This window comes from Nostoc sp. (genome assembly GCF_036917935.1).
Classification (GTDB): Bacteria; Cyanobacteriota; Cyanobacteriia; order Cyanobacteriales; family Nostocaceae; genus Nostoc.
The window spans coordinates 131,768-154,016 of sequence record NZ_JBALEL010000054.1 but is presented as its reverse complement, the minus strand read 5'-3'; the positions used below and the strand labels follow the sequence as shown (position 1 = coordinate 154,016).

At 42.7% G+C, this 22,249-nt stretch carries 20 protein-coding genes and 1 tRNA gene; 7 read left to right on the top strand and 14 right to left on the bottom strand.

Going from position 1 to position 22,249, the window contains the following annotated elements; translation table 11 throughout:
• Positions 1–2 precede the first annotated feature (2 nt).
• On the top strand, positions 3–590 hold the full coding sequence (locus V7K62_RS23760) for an SRPBCC family protein (RefSeq protein ID WP_334868440.1): 588 nt from the start codon (positions 3–5) through the stop codon (positions 588–590).
• Positions 591–680: 90 nt separating this feature from the next.
• Here V7K62_RS23760 and V7K62_RS23755 read toward each other — a convergent pair.
• Positions 681–753, bottom strand: a tRNA-Glu gene (locus tag V7K62_RS23755).
• A 326-nt stretch (positions 754–1,079) separates the two neighbouring features.
• Between V7K62_RS23755 and V7K62_RS23750 the strand changes: the two genes are divergently transcribed.
• Positions 1,080–2,999, top strand: coding sequence for a cation:proton antiporter (locus tag V7K62_RS23750; protein WP_334868438.1), 1,920 nt, complete (start codon positions 1,080–1,082; stop codon positions 2,997–2,999).
• 161 nt (positions 3,000–3,160) lie between these two features.
• On the opposite strand, the gene V7K62_RS23745 is transcribed toward V7K62_RS23750, so the two are convergent.
• Both V7K62_RS23745 and V7K62_RS23740 read right to left on the bottom strand, forming a co-directional pair.
• Positions 3,161–3,820: a cytochrome b N-terminal domain-containing protein gene (locus V7K62_RS23745; RefSeq protein ID WP_334868436.1), complete on the bottom strand. Its 660-nt coding sequence runs from the start codon at positions 3,818–3,820 to the stop codon at positions 3,161–3,163.
• Between the two features lie 100 nt (positions 3,821–3,920).
• A complete protein-coding gene (locus V7K62_RS23740; protein ID WP_334868434.1) occupies positions 3,921–4,616 on the bottom strand; it encodes an esterase/lipase family protein in 696 nt (231 codons plus the stop codon).
• A gap of 617 nt (positions 4,617–5,233) precedes the next feature.
• Here V7K62_RS23740 and V7K62_RS23735 point away from each other — a divergent pair.
• Positions 5,234–6,772, top strand: coding sequence for a hypothetical protein (locus V7K62_RS23735; protein ID WP_334868432.1), 1,539 nt, complete (start codon positions 5,234–5,236; stop codon positions 6,770–6,772).
• A 542-nt stretch (positions 6,773–7,314) separates the two neighbouring features.
• On the opposite strand, the gene petJ is transcribed toward V7K62_RS23735, so the two are convergent.
• The 6 genes from petJ to V7K62_RS23705 form a co-directional block, all read right to left on the bottom strand.
• Positions 7,315–7,659 (bottom strand): cytochrome c6 PetJ, encoded by a 345-nt coding sequence (gene petJ, locus V7K62_RS23730; protein WP_334868430.1) that lies wholly within the window; start codon positions 7,657–7,659, stop codon positions 7,315–7,317.
• A gap of 235 nt (positions 7,660–7,894) precedes the next feature.
• Complete coding sequence (gene petE / locus V7K62_RS23725) at positions 7,895–8,314, bottom strand: plastocyanin (RefSeq protein WP_334868428.1); 420 nt, start codon at positions 8,312–8,314, stop codon at positions 7,895–7,897.
• Between the two features lie 251 nt (positions 8,315–8,565).
• Entirely contained in the window at positions 8,566–9,057 is a 492-nt protein-coding gene (psbV, locus tag V7K62_RS23720) for a photosystem II cytochrome c-550 (RefSeq protein WP_334868426.1), read from the bottom strand.
• Between the two features lie 131 nt (positions 9,058–9,188).
• Positions 9,189–9,404, bottom strand: coding sequence for a hypothetical protein (locus tag V7K62_RS23715; protein WP_334868424.1), 216 nt, complete (start codon positions 9,402–9,404; stop codon positions 9,189–9,191).
• Between the two features lie 210 nt (positions 9,405–9,614).
• On the bottom strand, positions 9,615–10,451 hold the full coding sequence (locus tag V7K62_RS23710) for a carbohydrate ABC transporter permease (protein ID WP_334868422.1): 837 nt from the start codon (positions 10,449–10,451) through the stop codon (positions 9,615–9,617).
• A complete protein-coding gene (locus V7K62_RS23705; RefSeq protein WP_334868420.1) occupies positions 10,448–11,356 on the bottom strand; it encodes a carbohydrate ABC transporter permease in 909 nt (302 codons plus the stop codon). Before V7K62_RS23705 ends, V7K62_RS23710 begins: the two co-directional genes overlap by 4 nt.
• A gap of 254 nt (positions 11,357–11,610) precedes the next feature.
• Here V7K62_RS23705 and V7K62_RS23700 point away from each other — a divergent pair, with 254 nt between their 5' ends.
• The 3 genes from V7K62_RS23700 to V7K62_RS23690 are packed head-to-tail and all read left to right on the top strand — an operon-like array spanning position 11,611 to position 14,741.
• Positions 11,611–14,058 carry an ATP-binding protein gene (locus V7K62_RS23700; RefSeq protein ID WP_334868418.1) on the top strand — a complete coding sequence of 816 codons (2,448 nt, stop codon included), beginning with the start codon at positions 11,611–11,613 and terminating at the stop codon, positions 14,056–14,058.
• Between the two features lie 49 nt (positions 14,059–14,107).
• Positions 14,108–14,299, top strand: coding sequence for a type II toxin-antitoxin system Phd/YefM family antitoxin (locus V7K62_RS23695; protein WP_334868416.1), 192 nt, complete (start codon positions 14,108–14,110; stop codon positions 14,297–14,299).
• Between the two features lie 49 nt (positions 14,300–14,348).
• A complete protein-coding gene (locus V7K62_RS23690) occupies positions 14,349–14,741 on the top strand; it encodes a type II toxin-antitoxin system VapC family toxin (RefSeq protein WP_334868414.1) in 393 nt (130 codons plus the stop codon).
• A gap of 16 nt (positions 14,742–14,757) precedes the next feature.
• Here the strand turns inward: V7K62_RS23690 and V7K62_RS23685 are convergent, their stop codons facing one another.
• The gene (locus V7K62_RS23685) at positions 14,758–15,984 is read right to left on the bottom strand and encodes an ABC transporter substrate-binding protein (protein ID WP_334868501.1); all 1,227 of its coding nucleotides are present in this window, start codon (positions 15,982–15,984) and stop codon (positions 14,758–14,760) included.
• 493 nt (positions 15,985–16,477) lie between these two features.
• Between V7K62_RS23685 and V7K62_RS23680 the strand changes: the two genes are divergently transcribed.
• Complete coding sequence (locus V7K62_RS23680) at positions 16,478–17,899, top strand: MFS transporter (RefSeq protein WP_334868412.1); 1,422 nt, start codon at positions 16,478–16,480, stop codon at positions 17,897–17,899.
• Between the two features lie 186 nt (positions 17,900–18,085).
• On the opposite strand, the gene accD is transcribed toward V7K62_RS23680, so the two are convergent.
• The 4 genes from accD to leuB form a co-directional block, all read right to left on the bottom strand.
• On the bottom strand, positions 18,086–19,036 hold the full coding sequence (accD, locus tag V7K62_RS23675; RefSeq protein ID WP_334868410.1) for an acetyl-CoA carboxylase, carboxyltransferase subunit beta: 951 nt from the start codon (positions 19,034–19,036) through the stop codon (positions 18,086–18,088).
• 559 nt (positions 19,037–19,595) lie between these two features.
• A complete protein-coding gene (locus tag V7K62_RS23670; RefSeq protein ID WP_334868408.1) occupies positions 19,596–20,507 on the bottom strand; it encodes a prepilin peptidase in 912 nt (303 codons plus the stop codon).
• A gap of 116 nt (positions 20,508–20,623) precedes the next feature.
• Positions 20,624–20,884 carry a hypothetical protein gene (locus V7K62_RS23665; RefSeq protein WP_334868406.1) on the bottom strand — a complete coding sequence of 87 codons (261 nt, stop codon included), beginning with the start codon at positions 20,882–20,884 and terminating at the stop codon, positions 20,624–20,626.
• Between the two features lie 216 nt (positions 20,885–21,100).
• Entirely contained in the window at positions 21,101–22,201 is a 1,101-nt protein-coding gene (leuB, locus tag V7K62_RS23660; protein ID WP_334868404.1) for a 3-isopropylmalate dehydrogenase, read from the bottom strand.
• Positions 22,202–22,249 lie beyond the last annotated feature (48 nt).

The following is a 22,249-nucleotide window of genomic DNA, read 5'->3' as shown; positions in this document are numbered from 1 at the left end:
AAGTGACTAAAACAGAGAACCCAACAGAGAACCCTGATTTGCAGTCTCCCACTGATGACAACAACCTAGAAGGGGATTTGCTTGCCAAGGTAGAAGTTCAAATTAAGAAAATAGCAGAGCGACAGCGGCAAATCTGTGCCAAAGTCCAAATTCCCCAACCAGTAGAGCAAATCTGGAAGGTTCTGACAAATTATGAAGCCTTACCTGACTTCATCCCCAACCTCGCCAAAAGTCGTCTCATCGAGCATCCCAATGGTGGGATTAGGCTGGAGCAAGTAGGCTCCCAGCGCTTACTGAATTTCAAATTTTGTGCGCGGGTAGTTCTAGATTTGGAAGAATGCTTCCCCAAAGCAATTAATTTCCGTATGGTAGAGGGAGATTTTAAAGACTTTTCTGGTAGCTGGTGCTTAGAGCCTTATTCCTTTGGTGAGTATATGGGAACAAATCTGTCCTACACAATTCAAGTTTGGCCTAAACTCACTATGCCAGTGGGAATTATTGAAAATCGCCTGAGCAAAGATTTGCGGTTAAATCTTCTAGCTATTCACCAACGTGTAGCAGAACTCGCCAGCAAAGAACCCTATGTATAATAGTTAAACCATCATTTAGAGTATTACTAAATGATGGTTTTTATCTTTAAACTTCAAACAAAAAAGCTTTTGCTTTTTATTGTTTTTAAGTACCCCCAGGGGAATTCGAATCCCCGTTACCTCCGTGAAAGGGAGGTGTCCTAGGCCTCTAGACGATGGGGGCATCGGACTCAGACCTTTTATAACTTAACCAATTTCCTTGCCGTTGTCAACAGGTTTTGCCAAAAAAAGTTTGTGGCAGCTAAACTGGGTGGGAGCAAAAGCTTGAAGAGGATACAAAGATATGGAGACACACAAAAAAGTCCGTAGATGCTTCTGCGGTCAGCCGCAGGGTGCGTCAGCGTTCGGCGCTGGGAATTTAGGGGCATACACAGATATAAGAAACGCTGAAGACAGCAAGGAACAAAGGGTATGATGTTGTACCCTGTAGAGTTAATATCTACGGTTTTTTACAAAAGATTTTGAAATAAATCGCTCAAAATCTACAACATGGAAGCATCTTTTGAAATTACCCTACAGATGGCGATCGCTGTCTTTGCAGGCATTAGCGCCCAAGTGCTGGCTGCATACCTTCGTGTACCCAGCATCGTCTTGTTATTGCTGTTGGGCATCTTGTTTGGCTCCGATGGCATAGGGCTATTGCATCCCCACGTACTAGGCACTGGACTGGAAGTTATAGTCGCCCTAGCAACGGCAATAATTTTGTTTGAAGGTGGACTTAACTTGGATCTGCGAGAGTTAGGCAGAGTTTCAGTCAGCCTACAATTGCTTGTCACTCAAGGAACGCTGATCACATTGCTTGGTGGGAGTATGGCAGCCCACTGGCTGGGTGAATTTCCCTGGAACATAGCTTTTCTCTATGCTTCCATAGTTGTGGTGACAGGCCCAACCGTCGTTGGCCCTTTGCTCAAACAAATCAATGTAGATCGGCAAGTGGCAACACTTTTGGAAGGAGAAGGGGTTTTAATTGACCCTGTAGGGGCGATCCTCGCCTTCGTTGTCCTCGATACGATTTTGAACGACGATTCTGACCCGATTAATGCGATCGTTGGTTTACTCATGCGCCTGGGCGTTGGTGCGGCAATTGGTGGTGCTGGCGGTTATCTGATGAGTTTGATTTTCAAACGCGCCAGTTTTCTGTCATTCGAGCTAAAAAACTTAGTCGTATTGGCGATACTTTGGAGCCTGTTTAGCTTATCGCAAATGATCCGCAGTGAATCGGGAGTAATGACAACAGTAGTTGCAGGGGCAGTCTTTGCTAACTCCTCAGTACCAGAAGAACGTCTGTTACGGAGCTTTAAGGGTCAGCTGACAATTCTCAGCGTCTCGGTACTATTTATCTTATTAGCTGCTGACCTATCGATTGCGAGTGTGTTTGCTTTGGGTTGGGGTAGTTTATTCACCGTTTTGGTACTAATGTTTGTCGTTCGCCCGATTAATATCCTCTTGTGTACGTGGAACAGTGACTTAAATTGGCGACAGAAACTGTTTTTAAGCTGGGTTGCTCCGAGAGGAATTGTTGCCGCCTCTATAGCTTCTTTTTTTGCGATTTCGCTGACACAGCGAGGCATTAACGGCGGTGATTCCATCAAAGCTCTAGTTTTCCTGACAATTATCATGACTGTTGTCTGCCAGGGGCTAACAGCTGGCTGGGTTGCTAAATGGCTGCAAATCACCTCCAAGGACGTAACTGGGGCAGTGATTGTGGGTTGTAATCCCTTGAGTCTTTTGATTGCCCGCTTCTTTCAAGAACGGGGAGAAAACGTGGTCATGATTGATACTGACCCCGAATGTCTTGTGCAAGCCGAGGCGCAAAATCTGCGGGTTATTGCCAGCAGTGCCCTGGATGCTGCTGTTTTAGAAGAGGCAGGACTTGCCTCTATGGGTACTTTTTTGGCGATGACAAGTAATGGCGAGGTAAATTTTGTTTTGGCTCAACGAGCAGCTGAGGAATTTAATCCGCCGCGTGTCTTAGCTGTTTTTCCCCGCGATCCGCAAGCGACTAACTCGGCTAGTAATAAAGTTAATCAAGCTTTTATTCCAGACTTAGCGATTAAAACTTGGAATGAGTATTTGAATGATGGGCGAGTTAAGTTGGGAACAACCACTCTGAATGAGTTGGAATTTTCCACTCAATACGATCGCATTCAAGAAAAGATTCGGACTGGGGTGTTGATACCGCTATTGGTAGAACGAGAAGAACGTTTACAGGTAATGCCAGCTAACCAAGATTGGGAAATTGGCGATCGGATTATTTATCTGTTACATGACCCCAGACCTAGCCTTTTAAAACGCTTATCTGGCGCCACCCAATCCACTCCCCTCGCTCTAGAAAAGTTACCAGAGGTTGAAGACTTATCCCTGTCCCAATTGTCTCAACTTTCCGCTAGTGAAGTTCCTGGGGGATAAGGAGGCTGAGGAAGAATATACAGCAGATTGCAACTTCTCTACGAGAGGCTACGCCAAGGTGAGGTACAGATCATCGTCGGGGCACAACAAACATGTTGTGCCCCTACCCGTGTACTTCATTTACCTGCAATACGCTGTAACTCCTAACTCAGCACTCTTTATTAGCTTTGGGAAGGAACAAATTTGCCTTCTGGTGGTTGTTGCAAATTACCAATTTCTACTCTTGGCGTTTCTTGATATATTTCCCATTCCTGCCACAGTAAAGCAGATAAATGAACTATGGCAAGAATTAGCGTCGCCATCGAAATCAGATAACTGTGTATTGTGTAAAGGTGTTCGACAGTAACTGTGTTAATCGCTCCACCCCCAGTTAAAATTTCGCGCAGTTGTCCACCAATAAAAGGAATAGCTTCGATGGTTCCTAGTTCAATGTTAAAACGCCAGTATCCTTCCTGAGTCCAATCTAGGATCATCGCTGTCCAATTCAGCCCGATCGCACTTAGGGTCAACAAAATCACACTAATCCAAGCAGCCAGCCAACTCTTGCGAAATTGCCGACCCAAAAACATCACCACAATTTGAATTAGAGCGATCGCAATTACTCCGTTACCAGCAATATCATGCGCTCTCAGAAACAACCAACCGTATGGCAGTTGGGTATTAATCATCTTTAGGGAGTTATAAGCTCCTCCTGCTGTCGGTTCATAGTAAAAAGAAAGCATTACTCCGGTAGAGACATAAATTAAACACAGAGTCAAAATCACGACTGATAATATCGTCGCTATTCGTCGCAAAATCTGATCGAACTGGGTGCTTTGCATGGCTCACCCCTCCTGTTCTTAACTAAGTATTTATTCTTATTACAATTTTAGCTAAGAAATATTAATAAATGTTGCATTGTTCCGAGAAAAATAAAGTTTTTTAAATCAAATATTGCACCCAAGCTTTTAAGGGTTCTGCTGAACCATACCAAATCCCAGGACTTCTGGGAGAATGCCTCACACCTTCAATCACCAGATTTTCTGCCCCTTCTAGGTGAGCAGCTTCGATGGGTGTGATTCCATCTCCCCAAGTGTTACCCTTACCACAGGTTAATTGATAACTACTGTAAGCTAACCAGCTACCGCGCCGCCTTTGGCCATAGATAGTTTTGCCAGCGACACAAACATAACGAACGTTTTTGTAAAAAGCTCCTGGGTAGTTATTGGTGACAAAATCTAGATTGTGGCGTGTCCAGCGTTCTTGGCTAATGTGGGGTGTACCCAAGGTGATCAGAGTAGCAACCAAGGGATGCGCTTGCCAGAGAAATGGTTTGACATCACCGCGTGCTAAATAGGGCTTTTCTCCCATATAGATGCGAGATATCCAACCTCCGGCTGAGTGACCAATCAAATTAACTTGAGTAGCATTATGTTGCTGCAACGTCTGCTTGATCGTGCGATCGAGTTGTTGGAGAATCGGCGTTACGGGTCTTCCTCCGAGAGTGGGTAGCCAGTCACGTCGTCGCAGTGGTACTGTAACTGTGGGAAAATCTAACTTTTGTAGGGATTGTTCGAGTTGGCGGTAAGCGATCGCGCTTTCTAGATATCCAGGCAAAATAACTGTCGGTAACGGCATTTTAAATTTTGGATGCAATGATTGAGAGCTTGAACTTTTTTGACGAAGAAGTAGTCATGATCCAGGAGCTAGAATTGCGATCGTCTAATTCACTCCTTTGAGAAAACCCCAAATAGCTTTGGTGGGATTTAGGGCTAGAATGTCAATAAAATTGTACAATTTGCAACAGTTTGATGGGCTGCCGATGTGGTAGTATTTTCACATAGGGACTAGTCTCGGACAAGCAAGTGTGCCATCTGTTACAGAAGCGTAGTTGACTGAACAACAGTAGAAAAAACAACGCAACTTCGGCAGGTGTTTTTATGTATTCAAACTTGTGCGTTCACTTAAACTTTATAAAACTCCCAGATATTAATCTTAATTGTGTGCGTCATAACAATAAAAAATCAAAAGTAGTAATTTTTCAAATATCTCTTTAGCAAGCTCAAATTTGGAAGAATATGATACAGCCTCATTGATTAATTAAAAACTTGAATAAATGGCAATTTTGGCGTTTTGATTGCCAGCAGAGGAAGTTATTATTTCCTTATGAGGAACGCATTTCTTGCAAGAGATTGCAATATCGGAAAGAGAAAATCGCTAGTCAACTGCAACTGAGTGAGTGAACGATAACAGCTATGTCTTACGTCTCCCTGCTAAAAAATATACCAGATATCTTAAGCCAGCCAATTGGGATAGCAGCTATAGCCTCCCTTGGTATCCACGGTGCGATCGCTATGATCGTGCCATTGATGCCGATGGATTCTAACAAGCCCAAAGAAACAGCATCATCCAAAACAGTCGGACTTTTGGAATTGAGCCAAGCCGATCAAAACCGTTTGCCGCAAAGCACACCCCAAATTGGTTTACAACAATTACCTCCAGTCGCCCCACTTTCTGCTCCAAACTTTAGCGTCCAACCTGGATTAACCCCATTAGCGCCATCACCATCTAGTCAGCTGGTACTGCCTCCCCTACCCCCATCATCGAATAACTATCGAGTCTCCTCCTTGCCTACAAGACAGTCTTTGCGGATGATTCCTAGTGATAATTTACGGTTTGACGCATCTAAATTTGATAGTTCTAAATTTAATACCAGCGCCAGATTCTCTCGAGCAGTCCCTCGGATGAGTGAGACTCGCAGCAAATACGAGCCACCTAAGCCGCTGGCTATAAATAGGTTGCCAGATAGGTTGCCAGAATTGCAGTCGCAGCAAATACCTGATGATATTCTGCGGAATGCCCAACCTCCAATTTTATCTGACAGTACCCCCATTGCAACAGCACAGGTAAATCCGACTTCGCAAATGACGCAACCAATTGAGAATGCGTCTAGAATTGCTCAAAACCCGCTGATAAATTCTCTAAAACAAGCTCCAAGGAATGGGGATACTTTAATCGGAACTAGAGGAAGCACACTCCAGACAGCGGATTTATCGGCGAAGGGAACTCAACAGGCAATTGCACAGTTAGACTCCTACACAAACCTGAGAAAGCAAGTCCAGCAACAATACCCCAACGCTGAACAAAAACCAGTCATCCGCCAAACATTATCCACGGATAAGTCCAATCTGGAAGGTGCTGTTTTGGGTGTATTGGTGGTAGATCCTGATGGTAAGGTCTTAGATATCAAATTTCAAGACAAGTTAATTTCCCCAGAATTGCAATTAAAAGCAAGGCAATACTTCAACAAGCAATCCCCCAAGGGAGATAAACAGATTAGTTCCTATCCATTTAACCTACGTTTCCAAAACAGCACGATCAATATTACTGGGACTACTCAAGAGCAAAAGCCCTCGTCATTATCTGCACCGGGAATCAATAACAATCAGCTGACTCCCTCACCAGCAGCTACTTTTAAATCATTACCTGATCTGCGAATCAGAAATAACCAGCCCACGTCCTTACCGACAGGTACTCTCAAACCATTAGCTGCACCAGGAGTCAATGGCAATCAGCCTGAGTTCTCACCGACAGCTACTCCCAAACCATTATCTGAACTGCGAATCAGAAATAGCCAGCCCACGCCTTCATCGGCAGTTACTACTTCCGAACCGTTATTGCTGCCGAGAATCAATAAGGGTGAGGCTACAACCTCTGCTGAAGCGGATCAAAAATTAGTGGAACAGTTGCGCCAAGTGAAGGAAAACAGACAAAATTCTAATCCAGAAAAATAATCACCAGCAGGTGATTTTGGATTCAGGTAGGGGCAATTCATTTAGATGCATTCGCAGCGCGTCTGTCTGCGCTGTTCGCGTTCGTAAACAAGCGGCTTTCCGCAGGGGTATTGCCCCTACCTGAAAATCAGGGTTTCGGTTATTGTTTGCGTAAGTGCTGTTTAAAATATTGTTTTTAGTAGTTGACGAACTGGCGATCGCTAGTTCGTCAACTACTAAAGTAGAAAGTTCGTTAGAAGGTTCTAAGAGGATGTTTTAAAAGTTCTCTGGTCGGTAGCAAAACGTTTTAGATCCCCCTAAATCCCCCGATAAATTGGGGGACTTTGATTCCGGTTCCCCACTTTTTAAGGGGGGTTAGGGGGGATCTAGAAGTGCCTAAAATTACAGCCGAACACTTTTAAAACATCCTCTAAGAAGGAAATGCACTGAGGGATTTCCAACAAATAAATTCTCCAATCTTGTGGGGTGTGCGTCCATCCCGCCAGTAATTAAAAATAGGCAATAAAACGCTTACCCCACAAGAATTAGACGGTATAGCTACTTTACCAGCCTTGTTCTGCATTTTGAAAAACGTAAGCAGCTACCTCCAAAATCTCCTCAGAACTTAACTTGTCTTTAAAGGCAGGCATGGCATTTTTACCATTTTGCACTTGGTGAATAATCGCCTCGATTGAGTCCCGATCATAATTTTCTAGGTACTTTGACAATGCTTCCTTTTTCAAGGTTTTCTGGCTGATAAGGATGTTACCGCCACCTATATGGCAAGAAGCGCAGTTAGCCTCGAAAATTTTAGCACCGTTGGAGATTTCGGCAGCTAGTGCTGGACTAATGAATGTGAATTTGAATAGGGCGATCGCCGACAGTAGAATTAATAAAAGTATTCTCAAGAAAATTTCCTCGCAACAAGCCTCCAGCAAGAGTATAAACGCGATTAATCCCCAATTAAGTCAAATTTGATCAAAATTGGCGGTAACGAGTTCACCTCTCCAGCGCTACAGGTTGTTTAGCGTCTTAGGAAAGGATAGGACTCGTTACCGCCATTTGTGCGTCACTCTAAGAGTGTGGCGTATTGCTATGAGCTAATTTCACTGAGTAATCATCTTGTGTCAAACGATAGTGTTTCTAGCCTTCGACAGTGATTGTACCAACCATACCAGCACCACGGTGAGGTTCACAATAGAAGGTGTAGTCACCAGCAGGTGCGTCTGCTGCAAAGGTGGTTGTTTCCTTTTGACCAGGACTCATGAGCAACTTCTTATGAGACAGAGATTTAGCTAAATCGGCGCTCTTAGTGGGGTTTTTGGCTGCATCAAACACAACATTATGGGGAGGGACTTTATTGTTCACCCATTCAACTGTGTCGCCTGGTTTAATGGTCAACTTTTTCGGTTCAAATGCCAGCATTCCTTTATCGCTACCCAATTTCACCTTGTAGGTTTCAGCCGAAGCACTGGGAGTAAAAACAGCAAAGCTGCTAACAACTAAAAGGATTGTCAACACAGCTAAACCAAGACGCCGCCAGCTTGCCGAAATTAATTTCATAGCTCTCTCCTAACAAACAATTTTTTTCTCTTTACTCATTTTAAATAAAATCAACGCCAAAGTATGACAATCTGTCATAGATCCAATTTTTTTTTAAGAATGGAGAGCAATTTATTGCAAAAAGCTATGCAATCAGTAGGGAATGGGGAATGGGGAATGGGGAATGGGGAATAGGGAATGAGGAATGAATTCTTCCCAATGCCCAATGCCCAATGCCCTATTCCCTATTCCCAAAGACTCAGTTCCAGGATTTAGTAATAGATTTTTCCGCCTCCCCACTTAGTACCAACGATTTTGGGTTGTAAGAGAATATGACCAGCGATCGCCTCCAAGTCATCATCCGTCAGATTTCGCACTGCTGTGAAAATATCTGCGCTTTTGAGACTGGGGTGTATTTCGGAAATCTCTTCTTCCCCGTCGTAAGTAGTGGGATTTTTCAGGTAATCTACTAAGCCTTCAACGTTGTTACGGTTGGGTGTTGCCAGTGCCAGATCGTCTGGAGTGAGTCCCACATTTTGGTTTGTCTTGGTAACTCCACCAGCATGACATTGGGCGCAAGCGTAATTAAATAAGCGTTTGCCTTCTTTGACTTGTTTAAGGCTGAGTACAACAGTATCGCCTTGAGTATTTAATGGCACTGTTCGGGTAGCTTCGTCCAGTTCCACTGCTGTCGCACTACCGACAAGCAACTGAAACGAGAGTAAAACAGTAGCCACAACAACGCCAATTAGTTTTCTAAACATGTTTCCCCTTAAAGATTTTGACGTTCAACACAGCTAAGAACGCGATTCTCAATCTCCAAGCTGCTAATTGCTAATGACTGATTATTTTTTGTCATTAGCTATCAGTGATTAGCCAAAGCCGAGATAACCCTTCAGATGACTTCGTTATCACCCACTGAGTCGCTAGTACCTTTTGGGCATATTTCAGACGATATTTGGGAAATAATTGCCTTTGCATCTTCTAACGCCAAACGGGTCTTTTGGTGTTTGTAGGCGATTCCCAGTTGGTTGCACAGAGAAAACACTTTTTCTACAGGAATGCTGTAGTCGGCTGCTATCTCTGCGATCGATAGGTCTGCAAAACCCATAATGCTTGTTAACTAATAGATAGAGATTGAGTCGCTGTAATACCAATATCACGTTAGGAGTGCAATTTGTTGCCCAAAATACTGTTTGGGGGATGGGGCATGGGGCATAGGGGATGGAGAATGGGTTCTGGGGTCTGAGAAATCAGGCATGGGGAACAGGGAGAGCAAAGAATTAATCCCCAATCTCCAATCCCCAATGCCCAATGCCTATTAACCTTTTCCCCCGGTAAAGGTGACGCTTTGAATAAAGTAACGATTAAAAAAGGCGTAAATGCCTAAAGCTGGCAGGGTAAAGACCATAGAAGCCGCCATAATGTAGTTCCAATAGCTGATGTATTGACCTTTGAAGGTGTTCAGCCCTAAAGAGAGGGTAAACATTTCTGGGTCAAATAGGATAACTAGAGGCAGTAAAAAATTATTCCAACTCCCCATGAACACAAAAACTGCCTGCGCTGCTAGTGCTGGTTTTGCCAAAGGTAAGACAATATGTCGGAAAATTCCAAAGGTATTTAAGCCATCGAGTTGAGCTGCTTCTTCTAGTTCTTTAGGAAAATTAACGAAAAACTGCCGCATCATGAAGATAAAAGTGGCATTAACCATGCTAGGCACAATCATGCCTTGGTAAGAATTCAGCCAGCCGATCGCTTTCAAAATCAAAAATGTGGGAATTAGGGTGATTTGCGCCGGTACTGCCAGCACAGCCAAAATTAGGAAGAACCAAAAGCGCTTGCCTACAAAGTGCAGTCTTGCCAAGGCATAACCAGCCATTGAATTTAACAACAAGTTTAAAAGCGTGACGCTGAGTGCGATCGCCACACTGTTGAATAACCAGCGCCAAAATAGCGGTTCTTCTAGAAAGATTTGCTTGTAGTTATCGAGAGTAAAATTCTTGGGGAGAAAGTTGGGTTCACCACTGACAATCTCTGATAGCGGCTTAAATGATGCTGAAAGTGCCCAGAGAAAGGGAATCAGGGTAATAATCGCATAGAGTGTCAGCAAGACGTACAACAGGGCTTTGAGGCAGGATAAGCCAGAGGTGTTAGTCAAATGCGTTCACCTCCGAAAAGTTGCCGCTGAATCAAAGTGATGGCAATAATCACTGCTGCTAACAAAAATGCGATCGCAGCTGCATATCCCATTTGTAAATTCCGAAACACAGCTTGATAAATTAGCAGCACCACAGTTAAGGTAGCGTTGTTTGGCCCGCCAGTACCGCCAGAGAAGATGTAAGACTGGTCAAAAAGTTGAAAAGTTCCAATCACCCCCACTGATACCACAAAGAAGGTTACAGGCTTAAGCAAGGGAAGGGTAATGTAAATAAACTGCCGCCACCCATCTGCGCCATCAAGTTCCGCCGCTTCATAAAGAGTTTGGGGTATATCTTGCAACGCCGCCAGATAAATCACCATGAAAAACGGCGCGGTTGACCAAATGTTCATGATCATAATGCCTTTGAGCGCAACTGCTGGATCGCCCAACCAGTTATAAGTAGGTAGCCCCACAAAAGCGAGAAAATTGTTTAGTAGCCCATCAGTGTTATAAATCCACATAAAGATCAGCGTCAGCACTGCTGAAGAAGTGACTGTGGGCAAAAAATAGAGGATGCGCCACCAGTTTTTACCACGAATCCCAGAATTCAGTGTTACCGCCAGAATTAAAGCCAAGATAGTTTGAGTTGGGACAACAATAGCTACATATTCGGCTGTGTTTCTCAAAGCAATCCAAACCCGTTCATCTTCAGCTAATCGCGTGAAGTTCCGAAAACCGATGAATTTGTACTCAATACCGCCAAGAAGTTGAACTTTTTGCAAGGAAAGAAAAACAGCGTAGAGAATGGGTAAGACTACAAAAGTCCCCAAAACTAGAATGGTGGGCATCATAAACATATACCCCGCCAAGCCTTCGGTGATGTTCCACCTGGGGTTATTCCGTCGCCTGTTGATTTCAAACACTACTGAACCTCCGCTTAATCCCGCACTAAACCGACTGTAGCGATAGGTCGTGCATGATTATTTATGGTACTCCTGTACAAAAATATTTAACCTGATTAAATGAGTCTCTGTACTTTACTTTGGAAAGCGTAGATGCAAAGCAACGAGTCAAGAGACATCGCTTGTGTGAGTTAGTTGTATATGTAACTTAGGGAACTATATATTTAGTTTCCTTGGGGATGCTAATTAACCCGACTCAAGCCATAGGACACAAAATGTCATATACAGCCTACTTACGTTCAATTAAAAGTAAACTCCAGAGAACTGGTAAAACTCAAAATAACCTACGAGTCAAAACTATCATAGAACAATTTGGCTACCAGCGTAGAAGTCAATCATTCATAGATGATTTTAATACTGCCCTTGATGAATTGGGTCTTTGTGCAAATCCTCGGTTGGATTTGCATATTCCGTTAGATACAAAAATAGCTATTTCTATTAAAGGTGTAGAACCAATAAATGAAGTTGCTGAATGTCAATCAATTTCAGCTAAACTAAGAGAGGCAATTTCAGTCAAACATGATTTTTTCTACTACTTGTTTGATTTTGGCTCTGAACAGGAATATGAACGATTCCAAGCGTGTTTAGATTCTCATCAGCCAGTAGGTATTTTTTTGATTCCACAAGTAGAAGATTTCTTCTGTGATATTGTTGTCAAAATCTTTAATTATGAATTAATTAGAAAATATCAGTATAGAGGTTATGATAGTACACCTATAGCTGCCACTAGGAAAATTCCGACCAGTATTGCCTCAGAGCAAGATTGTAAAGATGAACAAGAAAATCCTATTTCTAATGCTAGTATCTTTCAGTTTCATCGCTCAACTATGACCAGCATTATACTTGGTAACACTGGTTTAGAGTTGCTTGATTCTGAAAAATTTGATCAGCAGTTTGAACAGATATCTCTATCTGCCAATAAATATAATTCCGAACAGTTTTTTATTTTATTTCATTGTCCATCGCTATTAGAAATCCAGGCTCATCAGCAAGAAGATGCTTTAGGATACTTGGTAGATAGAGTTGCTAGTAAAATTCCTTTTACTTTTACTCTCAGGTGTAAATATCCAAATGAAGCCTCTATTGAATATAAAGAGGAAGTGTACGCCCATTTTCGTCTCCTACTGGAACTTCCATATTATGAAATAGAGGAAGATGATGCATCTTTGCAAGATTACTTTGTAGAACTACAAAAGGCTCAAGTACAGGCTGAATCTCAGTTATTACTGAACATGAAGGCTGAACATTTTTACACTCTGAAGTGGCAGCAGGAAAGTAAAGAATATATTTACCTTAAGTATTTTGCTATCAAAACGTTGGAAAGTCTAGGATATGGATTGTCTAATATCGGCTGTGAAGTTGAGTTGACTTCTAGGGATGAAGAAACAATCGATGAAGATACATCAGATGATGATGAAGAGTACCAAAGTGAAATCATAGAAGTCTATGTAAAAAATCAGGTAGTGGTTGAGATAGAAACTCTTAAATACCAGGATTTTCAGGATACTAATCTTTTTTTAGATTCAATTAAGAGAGTTTTGAGAAAATCAAAAGTATGGCCGAATCAACTAGAAAGTCTTTGGTTGGTAATTCCCGGTTTTGAAATCGCACGCAACTATTACCAACTGAAAAAAGCTAAGGAAATATTAGAATATAAGTTTTCTGGATATTATGGCGATCGCTTCCAAGTTGTAATCATGGCTCCTGATTATGAAAAACACCAATTAGTCGCAGTATCATTTGACTCTATCGACTATCCATCTTTTGAGTATGGGGCTAAAAAACCTAGTTTAGTACAAGCATATCCAATTACTAACCGCATCAAAGAATTTAAGCTTGACTTTAGCCAAGTACAAGGGCTAAACGAAGAAAAAGAAAAACTAACTAGACTCCTGAAGCTGCAATCTAAAGGGCATAAGAGTTCAATTGGTGGAATTCTTTTCTATGGCTTACCGGGATGTGGAAAAACTCTACTGGCAAATGCTTTTGCTAATGAGTCGGGGAGATATTTCTTTAAGTTCTCTCCTGCCGATATTGTCAGTGTTTGGATAGGGCAAAGCCAAAAGAATATTCGAGATATCTTTGCTCAAGCTAAAAAAAAATCTCCTTCACTTTTATTCATTGATGAGTTAGATAGTATTGGGTTTAATCGTAATGAAGACAACGCACATACAGACCAAAAAGCAACTATCAACCAATTACTCATAGAACTAAATAATCTGCAAAGTAGTGATGTAATTGTCATCGCTGCTACTAATTATTTGAGTGGTATTGATAGTGCTTTGAAGCGTTCTGGTAGATTGGATTGGAAGATTCCTATTTTCCCACCCTCTCAAGTAGAAAGAAGAGATTTATTCAAACACTACCTGTCCAAAATTGATATAAATCAGCTAATTATTTTTGAAGTTTTGGCGGATAAAAGTACGAGATTTACTTCATCAGATATTGAGTTGGTTTGTCGGGAAGTTAGAAATGCTATTCTCTTAGAAGAAATAAGTTCGGATTTAACAACTTCAGATGTGATTACTTACATCAATAATCTACAAGATGGTGGCTTAAGTCTTAATGAAGAACAAGTCAAAGAATTTTTAGAAGAGTGTAAGAGAATGAGTGTAAAGAATCCTAAATTAGAAACTCTGAAATTAGAATGGGGATTGTATTAGCAATTGAGCAATAGTTCATGCTATGTCCTATTAGAATATGACTATAGTCATGACTACGGTTATTATGAAATCAATTTCCAAAAGTGAACTCAAATCTCAACTTCTTGAGTTCCTACGACTTGTAGAGTCAGAAGGAGAAGAAATTGTAGTTACCGATCGCGGTAAACCAGTTGTGAAAATTTCCAAATACGCACAAGCACCTTCAACAGAAGGTTATTTGGGGAAATGCGCGGTAAAGTGAAGTACTTTGAGGATTTAACTACACCAACCACTGAGGAATGGCCACAATTGTGAAGATAGTCCTTGACACTTGTGCCCTAATCTGGTGGAGTTTAGAGCCAGCCAAACTTTCTGAACAAGCTAAAGAAGCGTGCAACCAGATGGAAAGGGATAAAAATGGTCTTGTCCCTTCTATAGCTATATGGGAAATTGCCATAAAAATCAAAAATAAAAAACTAGATTTAGGAGTCAATCTTAACGATTACTTAGTAAGGCTGAAAAAGTCTAGTACCGTTCAGATTGTACCCATTGATGAAAATATTTGGATAGAAAGTGTCAATTTAAAATGGGGTCATCGAGATCCATTAGATCGAGTTGTCGTCGCACTGGACAGAAGTAATCAAGCTGCAATAATTACAGCAGATAAAGAGATAGCAAATTTCTACTCAGAAGTAATTTGGTGAAGGTAAGAAAGATTGTTTACTCCATCGCCTTAATCTGCTGATTAGCTTCATTCTCTGCCTTCAACATCGCCTGCTTTAATGGTTGTTGCCCAAGTAAGGCGCTGACAAACTGGTTATCAAAGTTATTCACGATCGCACTTGGATACTGACCTACCTGCCACGGTGTAGCGTAATTAACTCCCGCCACTAATGGCGATCGCAGTGGATCTTGGTCATAGCCCAAATTCTTTGCTACTGATTTACGTGTTGGCAAAGCAAACCCTGTTCCTGTCCACTTTTGCATTCCTTCTTTACCCGTGAGATAAGAAATCAACTCCCAAGCTTCGGCTTTGTGCTGTGCAAGATTATTCATCACGTAGGCAACTGTAAAGACCATCGTGCCTTTTTTGTCATTAATAGTAGGCAATTGGGCGGTAGCAAACTCTAGTTGAGGAAAGGTTTCAGTTAGATAGGGAATTGCCCAGTTACCCTCAATCACCATTGCCACTTTATTCTGACCAAACATTTCACTACCTGAGTTTGTCCCCACATCAGATTTTTGAGCAGAGGATTGGTCTTTTTGATACTGAGCTACTACCAACTCTAAACCCTGTAAACCTGCTTCACTGGCAAAGGTAGCATAACCATTTTGATCAACAAGTTGTCCAGCAAAGGCTTTAATCTTATAAGCCTGACGCGCCAATTCTGGGATTTCTCCAAAGCCGTATTTGTTAACTTTGCCTGTCAATTGTTTCGAGTAGTTACGTAATTCATCCCAAGTCGCTGGCGGATTACTTAAGCCGGCGGCGGCAAAAGCTTTTTTGTTATAAAACAGAGCCAGGGTGGAATAATCTTTGGGAAGACCATAAATCTGGTTCTGATATTTAAAGCTGTCGAGTAAGGTATCCTCGAAGTCTACTAGGTCAAATTTGGGGGTGATGTAAGCATCTAACGGTTCCAGGACGTTTTGACTCATCAAGAAAGGAGCTTCTAGTGCATCTAGATAAAAGACATCAGGCGCGGCTTCCCCAACTAAACGAGTTTTGATTACATCCATGTATTGGTCGGAAATTACCTCATATTTGACCTTAATAGTTGGATGTTGTACCTCAAAGTCTTGCAGTACTTGTCTCAAGAGTTTTTGCTCAATAGGGGAGCCTCCCCAACCACTGAGTTTGATGGTGACTGCGGTAGATGCTAAGGGTTTGCTTGGTAATTGTAGACTTTGACAAGCAATAATAGCGATGGCGATCGCGATCGCCATCGCCAATCCCAAAAAATTAAATAATCTTTTATTGATCACAGACAGATAAAAGTCTTTCTCCTCACTTATATATAGCGGTTCCCATCTAGATGCAGTACAAAATTATATCGCTAGGTATAGGCACACGGCACTGCTTATATGTGTCAACGGAAGGTAGAAGTTAGGTTAGATAAAGGGTTCCAAGGTTGCCCTCATCCCCTAACCCCTTCTCTCATGTTGGGAGAAGGGGTTAGGGGATGAGGGCAAAACTCATGCAGTCAGAAGATTTCTGCTTAAGTTGACACCAATGGGCACTGCCGTGCCTCTACGGGTGTACATCACATAAACGAGAAGCGTTATATCTTGTTTAAAAAGTGAGATTTTACTTATTTGAAATTTTTGTTGAAAATTGCAAGCTAAAATAACAAAAACTTATCAGGAATGCTAATTAAAGCATACTGAGTTCGTTTGCAACCGGCTTTCTCCCCGGATACTTCACCCATAAACATAGATTATGGATTCTGTTCAGGTTGAAACAACTGCGCCACTGACTCTGAAGTTTACCCAGATTGCCTCACCACTCACAACACTTTCTCCAAAGTATCGAATTCCTAAGGATACTATTCGCACTAGTTTAAAAGCTTCCACTGCGGATTCTGTCTTAGCAGCGGTTTACTCTCTTGGAACTGGTGGGATTTTACTCAGCAATTTCTTGGTGGAATTGGGTGCTAGTCCAGTGGTATTTGGGATGCTGTCTTCTATCCCCATGTTGGTCAATCTCATTCAGCCGTTGGGTGCTTACTTGTCGGAACGCAGCACCAGCCGCTTTCAATATTCGCTTCGGACACACGGAATTGGTCGGCTGCTATGGCTGGTTTTAGTAATTAGTATTGCAAGCGTCAGCTGGGGAGTGGTTGATACTCACCAGTTAGTGATATTGACACTCTTGATTGTTCTATTCAGCCATCTTTTGGGAGGACTAGGAACTGCATCTTGGCTAAGTTGGGTGGCAATGATAGTTCCCCGACAATTACGAGGCAGGTTTTTTGGAATACGCAATAGTGCTGCTAACCTCACCACTTTGCTTTGCGTACCAATTGCCGGTCTAGTTGTATCACATTGGTATGGGGGATCTCTACAAGGTTATGGGGTAGTTCTGCTGATAAGCGTTGTCTTTGGGCTTGTGGGATTGGGATGTCAGTATTTCCAGGTGGATATGAATCCGCAATCGCAAAACACTTATTATGGCAAGTTACCTCAAATAAGTGAGATTCAATCAGAGGTTGCAAAAGATGAATCTTCTGAAGTACTTCAATCAATTCATCCGCCACAAGACCAGTCAACTAACAGCATCTGGAAAAACTCTAACTTTTTGATATTTCTGCTGTATTTCAGCTTCTGGAATCTTGCTGTTAACCTCAGCAGTCCTTTTTTTAACCTCTATATGCTGGACACGCTGGATTTGGATGTGAGTTACGTGACTATCTACAACAGCCTTCAGGCAGGGGCGACTTTGCTGATGGTCATCCTCTGGGGAAAATTAGCAGACAAGATAGGCAATCGTCCCATTCTAATCTGTATTGGGATTTTGGTTGGAGTCACACCACTCTTGTGGCTGGGTATTGATGCTAATCGCCTTGACATCTGGTTGTGGCTACCTCTGTTACACATCTTGGCTGGAGGTACTTGGGCGGCCATTGACTTGTGCAGCAACAATATACAATTAGCGATCGCACCAATTAAAAATCAGTCTATCTATTTTGCGATCGCCGCTGCCGTTGCTGGAGCGAGTGGTGCTTTGGGCACAACTATAGGCAGCTTTCTCCTCCAATTTTCTCAGTCTGGAGGCTTACTAGGTTTGTTTGCCCTTTCTGGTCTATTCCGACTAGTAGCCCTTGTTCCACTCATGTTTCTTCAAGAGCCGGGGAGAGGATGAGGAAGTGGGGAGTAAGAATTTTAGATTTTAGATTTTGGATTTTAGATTGAAATTTAATCCAAAAGACGCTCTCTAGGAACGCGAACAGCGTCTCGCAGACAGACGCTGCGTGTAGCTTGCTTCTCTGTAAGAGTACGCGGTTACGCTATCGTCAATCCAAAATCCAAAATTGAATTGCCCTATGCTTTATTCTGCGGCAGTAGAAGTCAAGGACATTGTTTCCCACAACAGCATGTGAGGTGTTGTTAATACAGGCTGGTGTAGGGCAATCAGCTGGGCTAGAGTGTTCTTTAATTGGGTACGGGGTACGATATCATCAACAAAACCGTGCTGGAGCAAATCTTCAGCAGTCTGGAAATTTTCGGGTAGTTTTTCCCGCAGGGTTTGCTCAATCACTCGCCGACCAGCAAAACCAATGGTTGCTTTGGGTTCTGCCAAAATGATATCGCCCAACATTGCAAAACTAGCGGTAACGCCGCCCGTTGTGGGATTGGTCAAAACGGGAATATATAATAGTCGGGCGTCTTTATGGCGCTGTAAGGCTGCGGAGATTTTCGCCATCTGCATCAAAGAGAGCATTCCTTCTTGCATTCTCGCGCCACCGGAGGTGCAGATGATAACTACAGGATAGCGTCGTTGAGTGGCTTGCTCAATCATCCGGGTCAGCCTTTCTCCCACGACCGAACCCATACTACCACCCATAAAACGGAAGTCCATAACCCCAAGGGCAATGGGCAAACTATTGATTTGACCTAAACCAGTTCTAACTGCGTCTATTAAGCCAATTTTATCTTGGGTTTCCCGCAAGCGATCGCTATAGAGTTTGCGATCGCGAAATTCTAGGGGATCGGTTGGACGCAAATGCTCGTCCATCGGTTTCCAGGTATTATGATCTATCAATTGACGGATGCGCTCATCGCTGTCTACCCGATTGTGATGACTACATTCGGCACAAACCATCTGATTAGCTTTCAGGTCTTTTGTATATGCCAATACGCCACACTTAGAACATTTATGCCATAGCCCGTCCGCGATTTCACGTTCTTGGCGTTCGAGGCTGGTAGATCCTGACTTCCGTCGATTTGCAAACCAATCAAATAGAGACTTTAAACCACGTGATTCTTCGTTGTTAGCCATTTTTTATTTTATTTTAAGTGGGTATGAGGTCGAAAACATGTCAAACCGTATTGGGTTGTCCTTAGTCATTAATCATTTTTCTTTATTAATGACTAATGGCTACGTCGTTAAACTACGCTTTTAAGCAATTCAGACCTTAATTTTCATCTTTGGTTGCCAGCTTAACGAAAATACTTATACCAATACAAGTCTCTTACTCTTTTTTTCAGCAGACTTAATTATATGGACGTACTGACAAAGCCATGAGAATACTAACCTCCAAATAAGATGCTCTCCCCCTCCCACCCAAATCAATTATTCGTATTGCTAGGTTTTGAACAATCAGCATCTGTTGTACTAGTTGCGCTTGCCAACGGTTAATCGTCGTTAAGAGGGTAATACAAGTCACAAGCTGAATATTATCAAAATGTGAAGGGCAGATGGGGTAATGTTGGTTACAGTCACGAATTATAAATATTTTTTATGAATGGGCATTGGGTATGGGGTACAAGAGGCAGAGGAGCAAAGGGGCAGAGGGGAAAAACTTACTGCAACTTCTCCCCTGCTCCCGCACTCCAATTCAAGACGCTGGAAAAAATAACCGCAGGTAGCTAGACAAAATGGCTTTGCCACTAAACAGGGTAATCACAGATCCTAAAGCCAGAAAAGGGCCAAAAGGCATCTTTTGTCCTAACCTTTGTAGCGATATCTCTTGACTGGGGGCTTCTCTACGTTCGCGCCGCGTGTCGCAGACAGACGCTTTGCGTAGCTTGCTTCTCCGTAGGAGTATGCGTCTATACATAATAACACCGCTGCCAATTAACGCTCCCATAGCACAGGCAATAAAACTAGCTAAGAGTAAATATTTCCAGCCTAACCAGGCTCCCATCATGGCTGCTAATTTGGCATCACCTGCACCCATTGCAGTTTTACCAAAGGCAATTGAACCCAATAGGGCGATCGCATCAAACAACCATAAGCCCAATACTGCACCAACTATCGCCATTATCAGGTGATTTACCAATGCCACGTAACTAGCCTCTGGTAGAAAACCAACCACCATTTGAAACAAAATCCCTACCACTAAACCCGACTGAGTAAGTGGATTGGGTAGGGTCATTGTATCTAGGTCGATGAGCGATAGCGCCAATAACCAACTGCAAAAAGCCCAATAGCCTATTGTTAAAGTCGAAACTTTAAATATCAAAAAAATCAGTAAAAAAATTATGCCCGTTACCCCTTCTACCACGGGATAACGGACAGAAATTTTACTTTTGCAATATCGACACCGCCCTCTTAAGGAAATCCAGCCGAACACTGGTACATTGTCGTAAGCTTTTAGCTGGTTTAAGCATTTAGGACAACGAGAAGGCGGCCAAAGGATTGACAACCCAGCAGGTAGCCGATAAACAATAACATTGAGAAAACTACCAATAGATGCACCTAAAGCAAAGACCATTACACTCGCCGGGATGGCGAACAAAATGTCCATAAAGTCATTTGTCCTTTGTCATTTGTCCTGTGTCATTTGTCGTTTATCTTTTGTCCTTTGTCGAGAACTAATGATTAATGAGCGATGACCGATGACTAATGACTAATGACTAATGACTAATACATGTGCGATTCAATTTGACTCAAGGGCACAAAACATTCTTGAGGTAATAGAACTGGTTGGTTAGTAAAAATAACTTTACCTCGATGAGTCATGCGATTAATTGCTACACCGGAAGGTTGCCCAGCTATTTCGGGATGTACTTCACAGTGAGTGTAGTAAATCTGCCCAGCGGCCCTGATTACGGCGGGATCAATCAGAGGCGATTGGTTCTTCGGGGCGGTAAAATTTGCTTGTCCTTGTCGTAATGCGTACACTATCGACTGTTATTTGATTGCTAGATTTCCCTTTAGTCTACCCGAAACTTATAGCAAAGGTTGCCAAATTGCCCAGGTTGCACTTTAAAATTCGTAATTCTGTAACATAAAGGGGATTTAATGCCAAACTGGAGTGGAGGTTTCCGACCTAGACGCTTTGCTGTGAGGGAGTCACAGTCTTGGCAAAACGAACAAACTTTTCCCTACACCCCAACCTCACCCAGCAATTTTGGCTTGGTCGAGTACTTGAATCAATGCATCGCCCATAGCGCGGCAACCTAAAAGATTTTTTCCTGGAGAAATTATATCCCCCGTGCGATCGCCCTGCTCTAAAACTTGCAATACGGCTTGTTCGATCCGATCTGCTGCTTTTGGCTGGTCTAAACCGTAGCGCAACATCATCGCCGCACTCAAAACCTGTGCTAAAGGATTTGCCTTATCAAGTCCAGCAATATCTGGGGCGGAACCATGAACTGGTTCAAAAACGCCAGGGCCAGAAGCACCCAAACTAGCTGAGGGTAACATCCCAATACTACCCGTGAGCATGGCAGCAGCATCAGAGAGAATATCACCAAACAAGTTGCCTGTAACTATGGTATCGAACTGCTTGGGAGCGCGTACCAACTGCATAGCAGCATTATCTACATATAAATGAGAGAGTTCGATATCTGGATATTCCTGAGAAAGTTGGGTGATGCGATCGCGCCACAACTGAGATACTTCTAATACGTTTGCCTTATCTACCGAACAAAGTTTTCCACCGCGTTTTCTAGCCGCCTCAAAAGCCACTCGCCCAATACGTTCAATTTCCGATTCGGTGTAAACCATTGTATTCACACCGCGTTTTTCACCAGTTTCTGTAGCAAAAATCCCTTTAGGTTTACCGAAGTAAATGCCACCAGTGAGTTCACGCACCACCATAATATCCACGCCTTCGACAATTTCGCGTTTCAAAGTTGAGGCATCGATTAACTGGGGCAAAATTTTCGCTGGGCGTAAATTGGCAAATAGTCCCAAACCCGCACGTAGCCCCAATAAACCTGCTTCTGGGCGTAAATTAGATGGTAGAGAATCCCACTTATAACCACCAATCGCGGCGAGTAACACAGCATCACTGTTACGGCAAGTATCTAGAGTGGCAGATGGTAGGGGTTCGCCTGTGGCATCAATTGCTGCACCACCGATGAGGGCTTCTTGGAATTCAAACTTCAGATCAAATTGCTTCCCTACGACTTTCAGCACATCTACCGCCACTGCCATAATTTCAGGGCCGATGCCATCGCCGGGTAGTAGAGTAATGCGGTAGTTCTGGGTCATAGCTGATTATTACTAGGTAAATGCTTACAGATTAAATATCATACCTAG

What these genes read in the sequence shown, in the direction of transcription:
- V7K62_RS23750 (WP_334868438.1), top strand. Translation starts at nt 1,080, where the DNA reads ATGGAAGCATCTTTTGAAATTACCCTACAGATGGCGATCGCTGTCTTT.
- V7K62_RS23745 (WP_334868436.1), bottom strand. Translation starts at nt 3,820, where the DNA reads ATGCAAAGCACCCAGTTCGATCAGATTTTGCGACGAATAGCGACGATA.
- V7K62_RS23740 (WP_334868434.1), bottom strand. Translation starts at nt 4,616, where the DNA reads ATGCCGTTACCGACAGTTATTTTGCCTGGATATCTAGAAAGCGCGATC.
- V7K62_RS23735 (WP_334868432.1), top strand. Translation starts at nt 5,234, where the DNA reads ATGTCTTACGTCTCCCTGCTAAAAAATATACCAGATATCTTAAGCCAG.
- petE (WP_334868428.1), bottom strand. Translation starts at nt 8,314, where the DNA reads ATGAAATTAATTTCGGCAAGCTGGCGGCGTCTTGGTTTAGCTGTGTTG.
- psbV (WP_334868426.1), bottom strand. Translation starts at nt 9,057, where the DNA reads ATGTTTAGAAAACTAATTGGCGTTGTTGTGGCTACTGTTTTACTCTCG.
- V7K62_RS23715 (WP_334868424.1), bottom strand. Translation starts at nt 9,404, where the DNA reads ATGGGTTTTGCAGACCTATCGATCGCAGAGATAGCAGCCGACTACAGC.
- V7K62_RS23700 (WP_334868418.1), top strand. Translation starts at nt 11,611, where the DNA reads ATGTCATATACAGCCTACTTACGTTCAATTAAAAGTAAACTCCAGAGA.
- V7K62_RS23695 (WP_334868416.1), top strand. Translation starts at nt 14,108, where the DNA reads ATGACTACGGTTATTATGAAATCAATTTCCAAAAGTGAACTCAAATCT.
- V7K62_RS23685 (WP_334868501.1), bottom strand. Translation starts at nt 15,984, where the DNA reads ATGGCGATCGCGATCGCCATCGCTATTATTGCTTGTCAAAGTCTACAA.
- V7K62_RS23680 (WP_334868412.1), top strand. Translation starts at nt 16,478, where the DNA reads ATGGATTCTGTTCAGGTTGAAACAACTGCGCCACTGACTCTGAAGTTT.
- accD (WP_334868410.1), bottom strand. Translation starts at nt 19,036, where the DNA reads ATGGCTAACAACGAAGAATCACGTGGTTTAAAGTCTCTATTTGATTGG.
- V7K62_RS23670 (WP_334868408.1), bottom strand. Translation starts at nt 20,507, where the DNA reads ATGGACATTTTGTTCGCCATCCCGGCGAGTGTAATGGTCTTTGCTTTA.
- leuB (WP_334868404.1), bottom strand. Translation starts at nt 22,201, where the DNA reads ATGACCCAGAACTACCGCATTACTCTACTACCCGGCGATGGCATCGGC.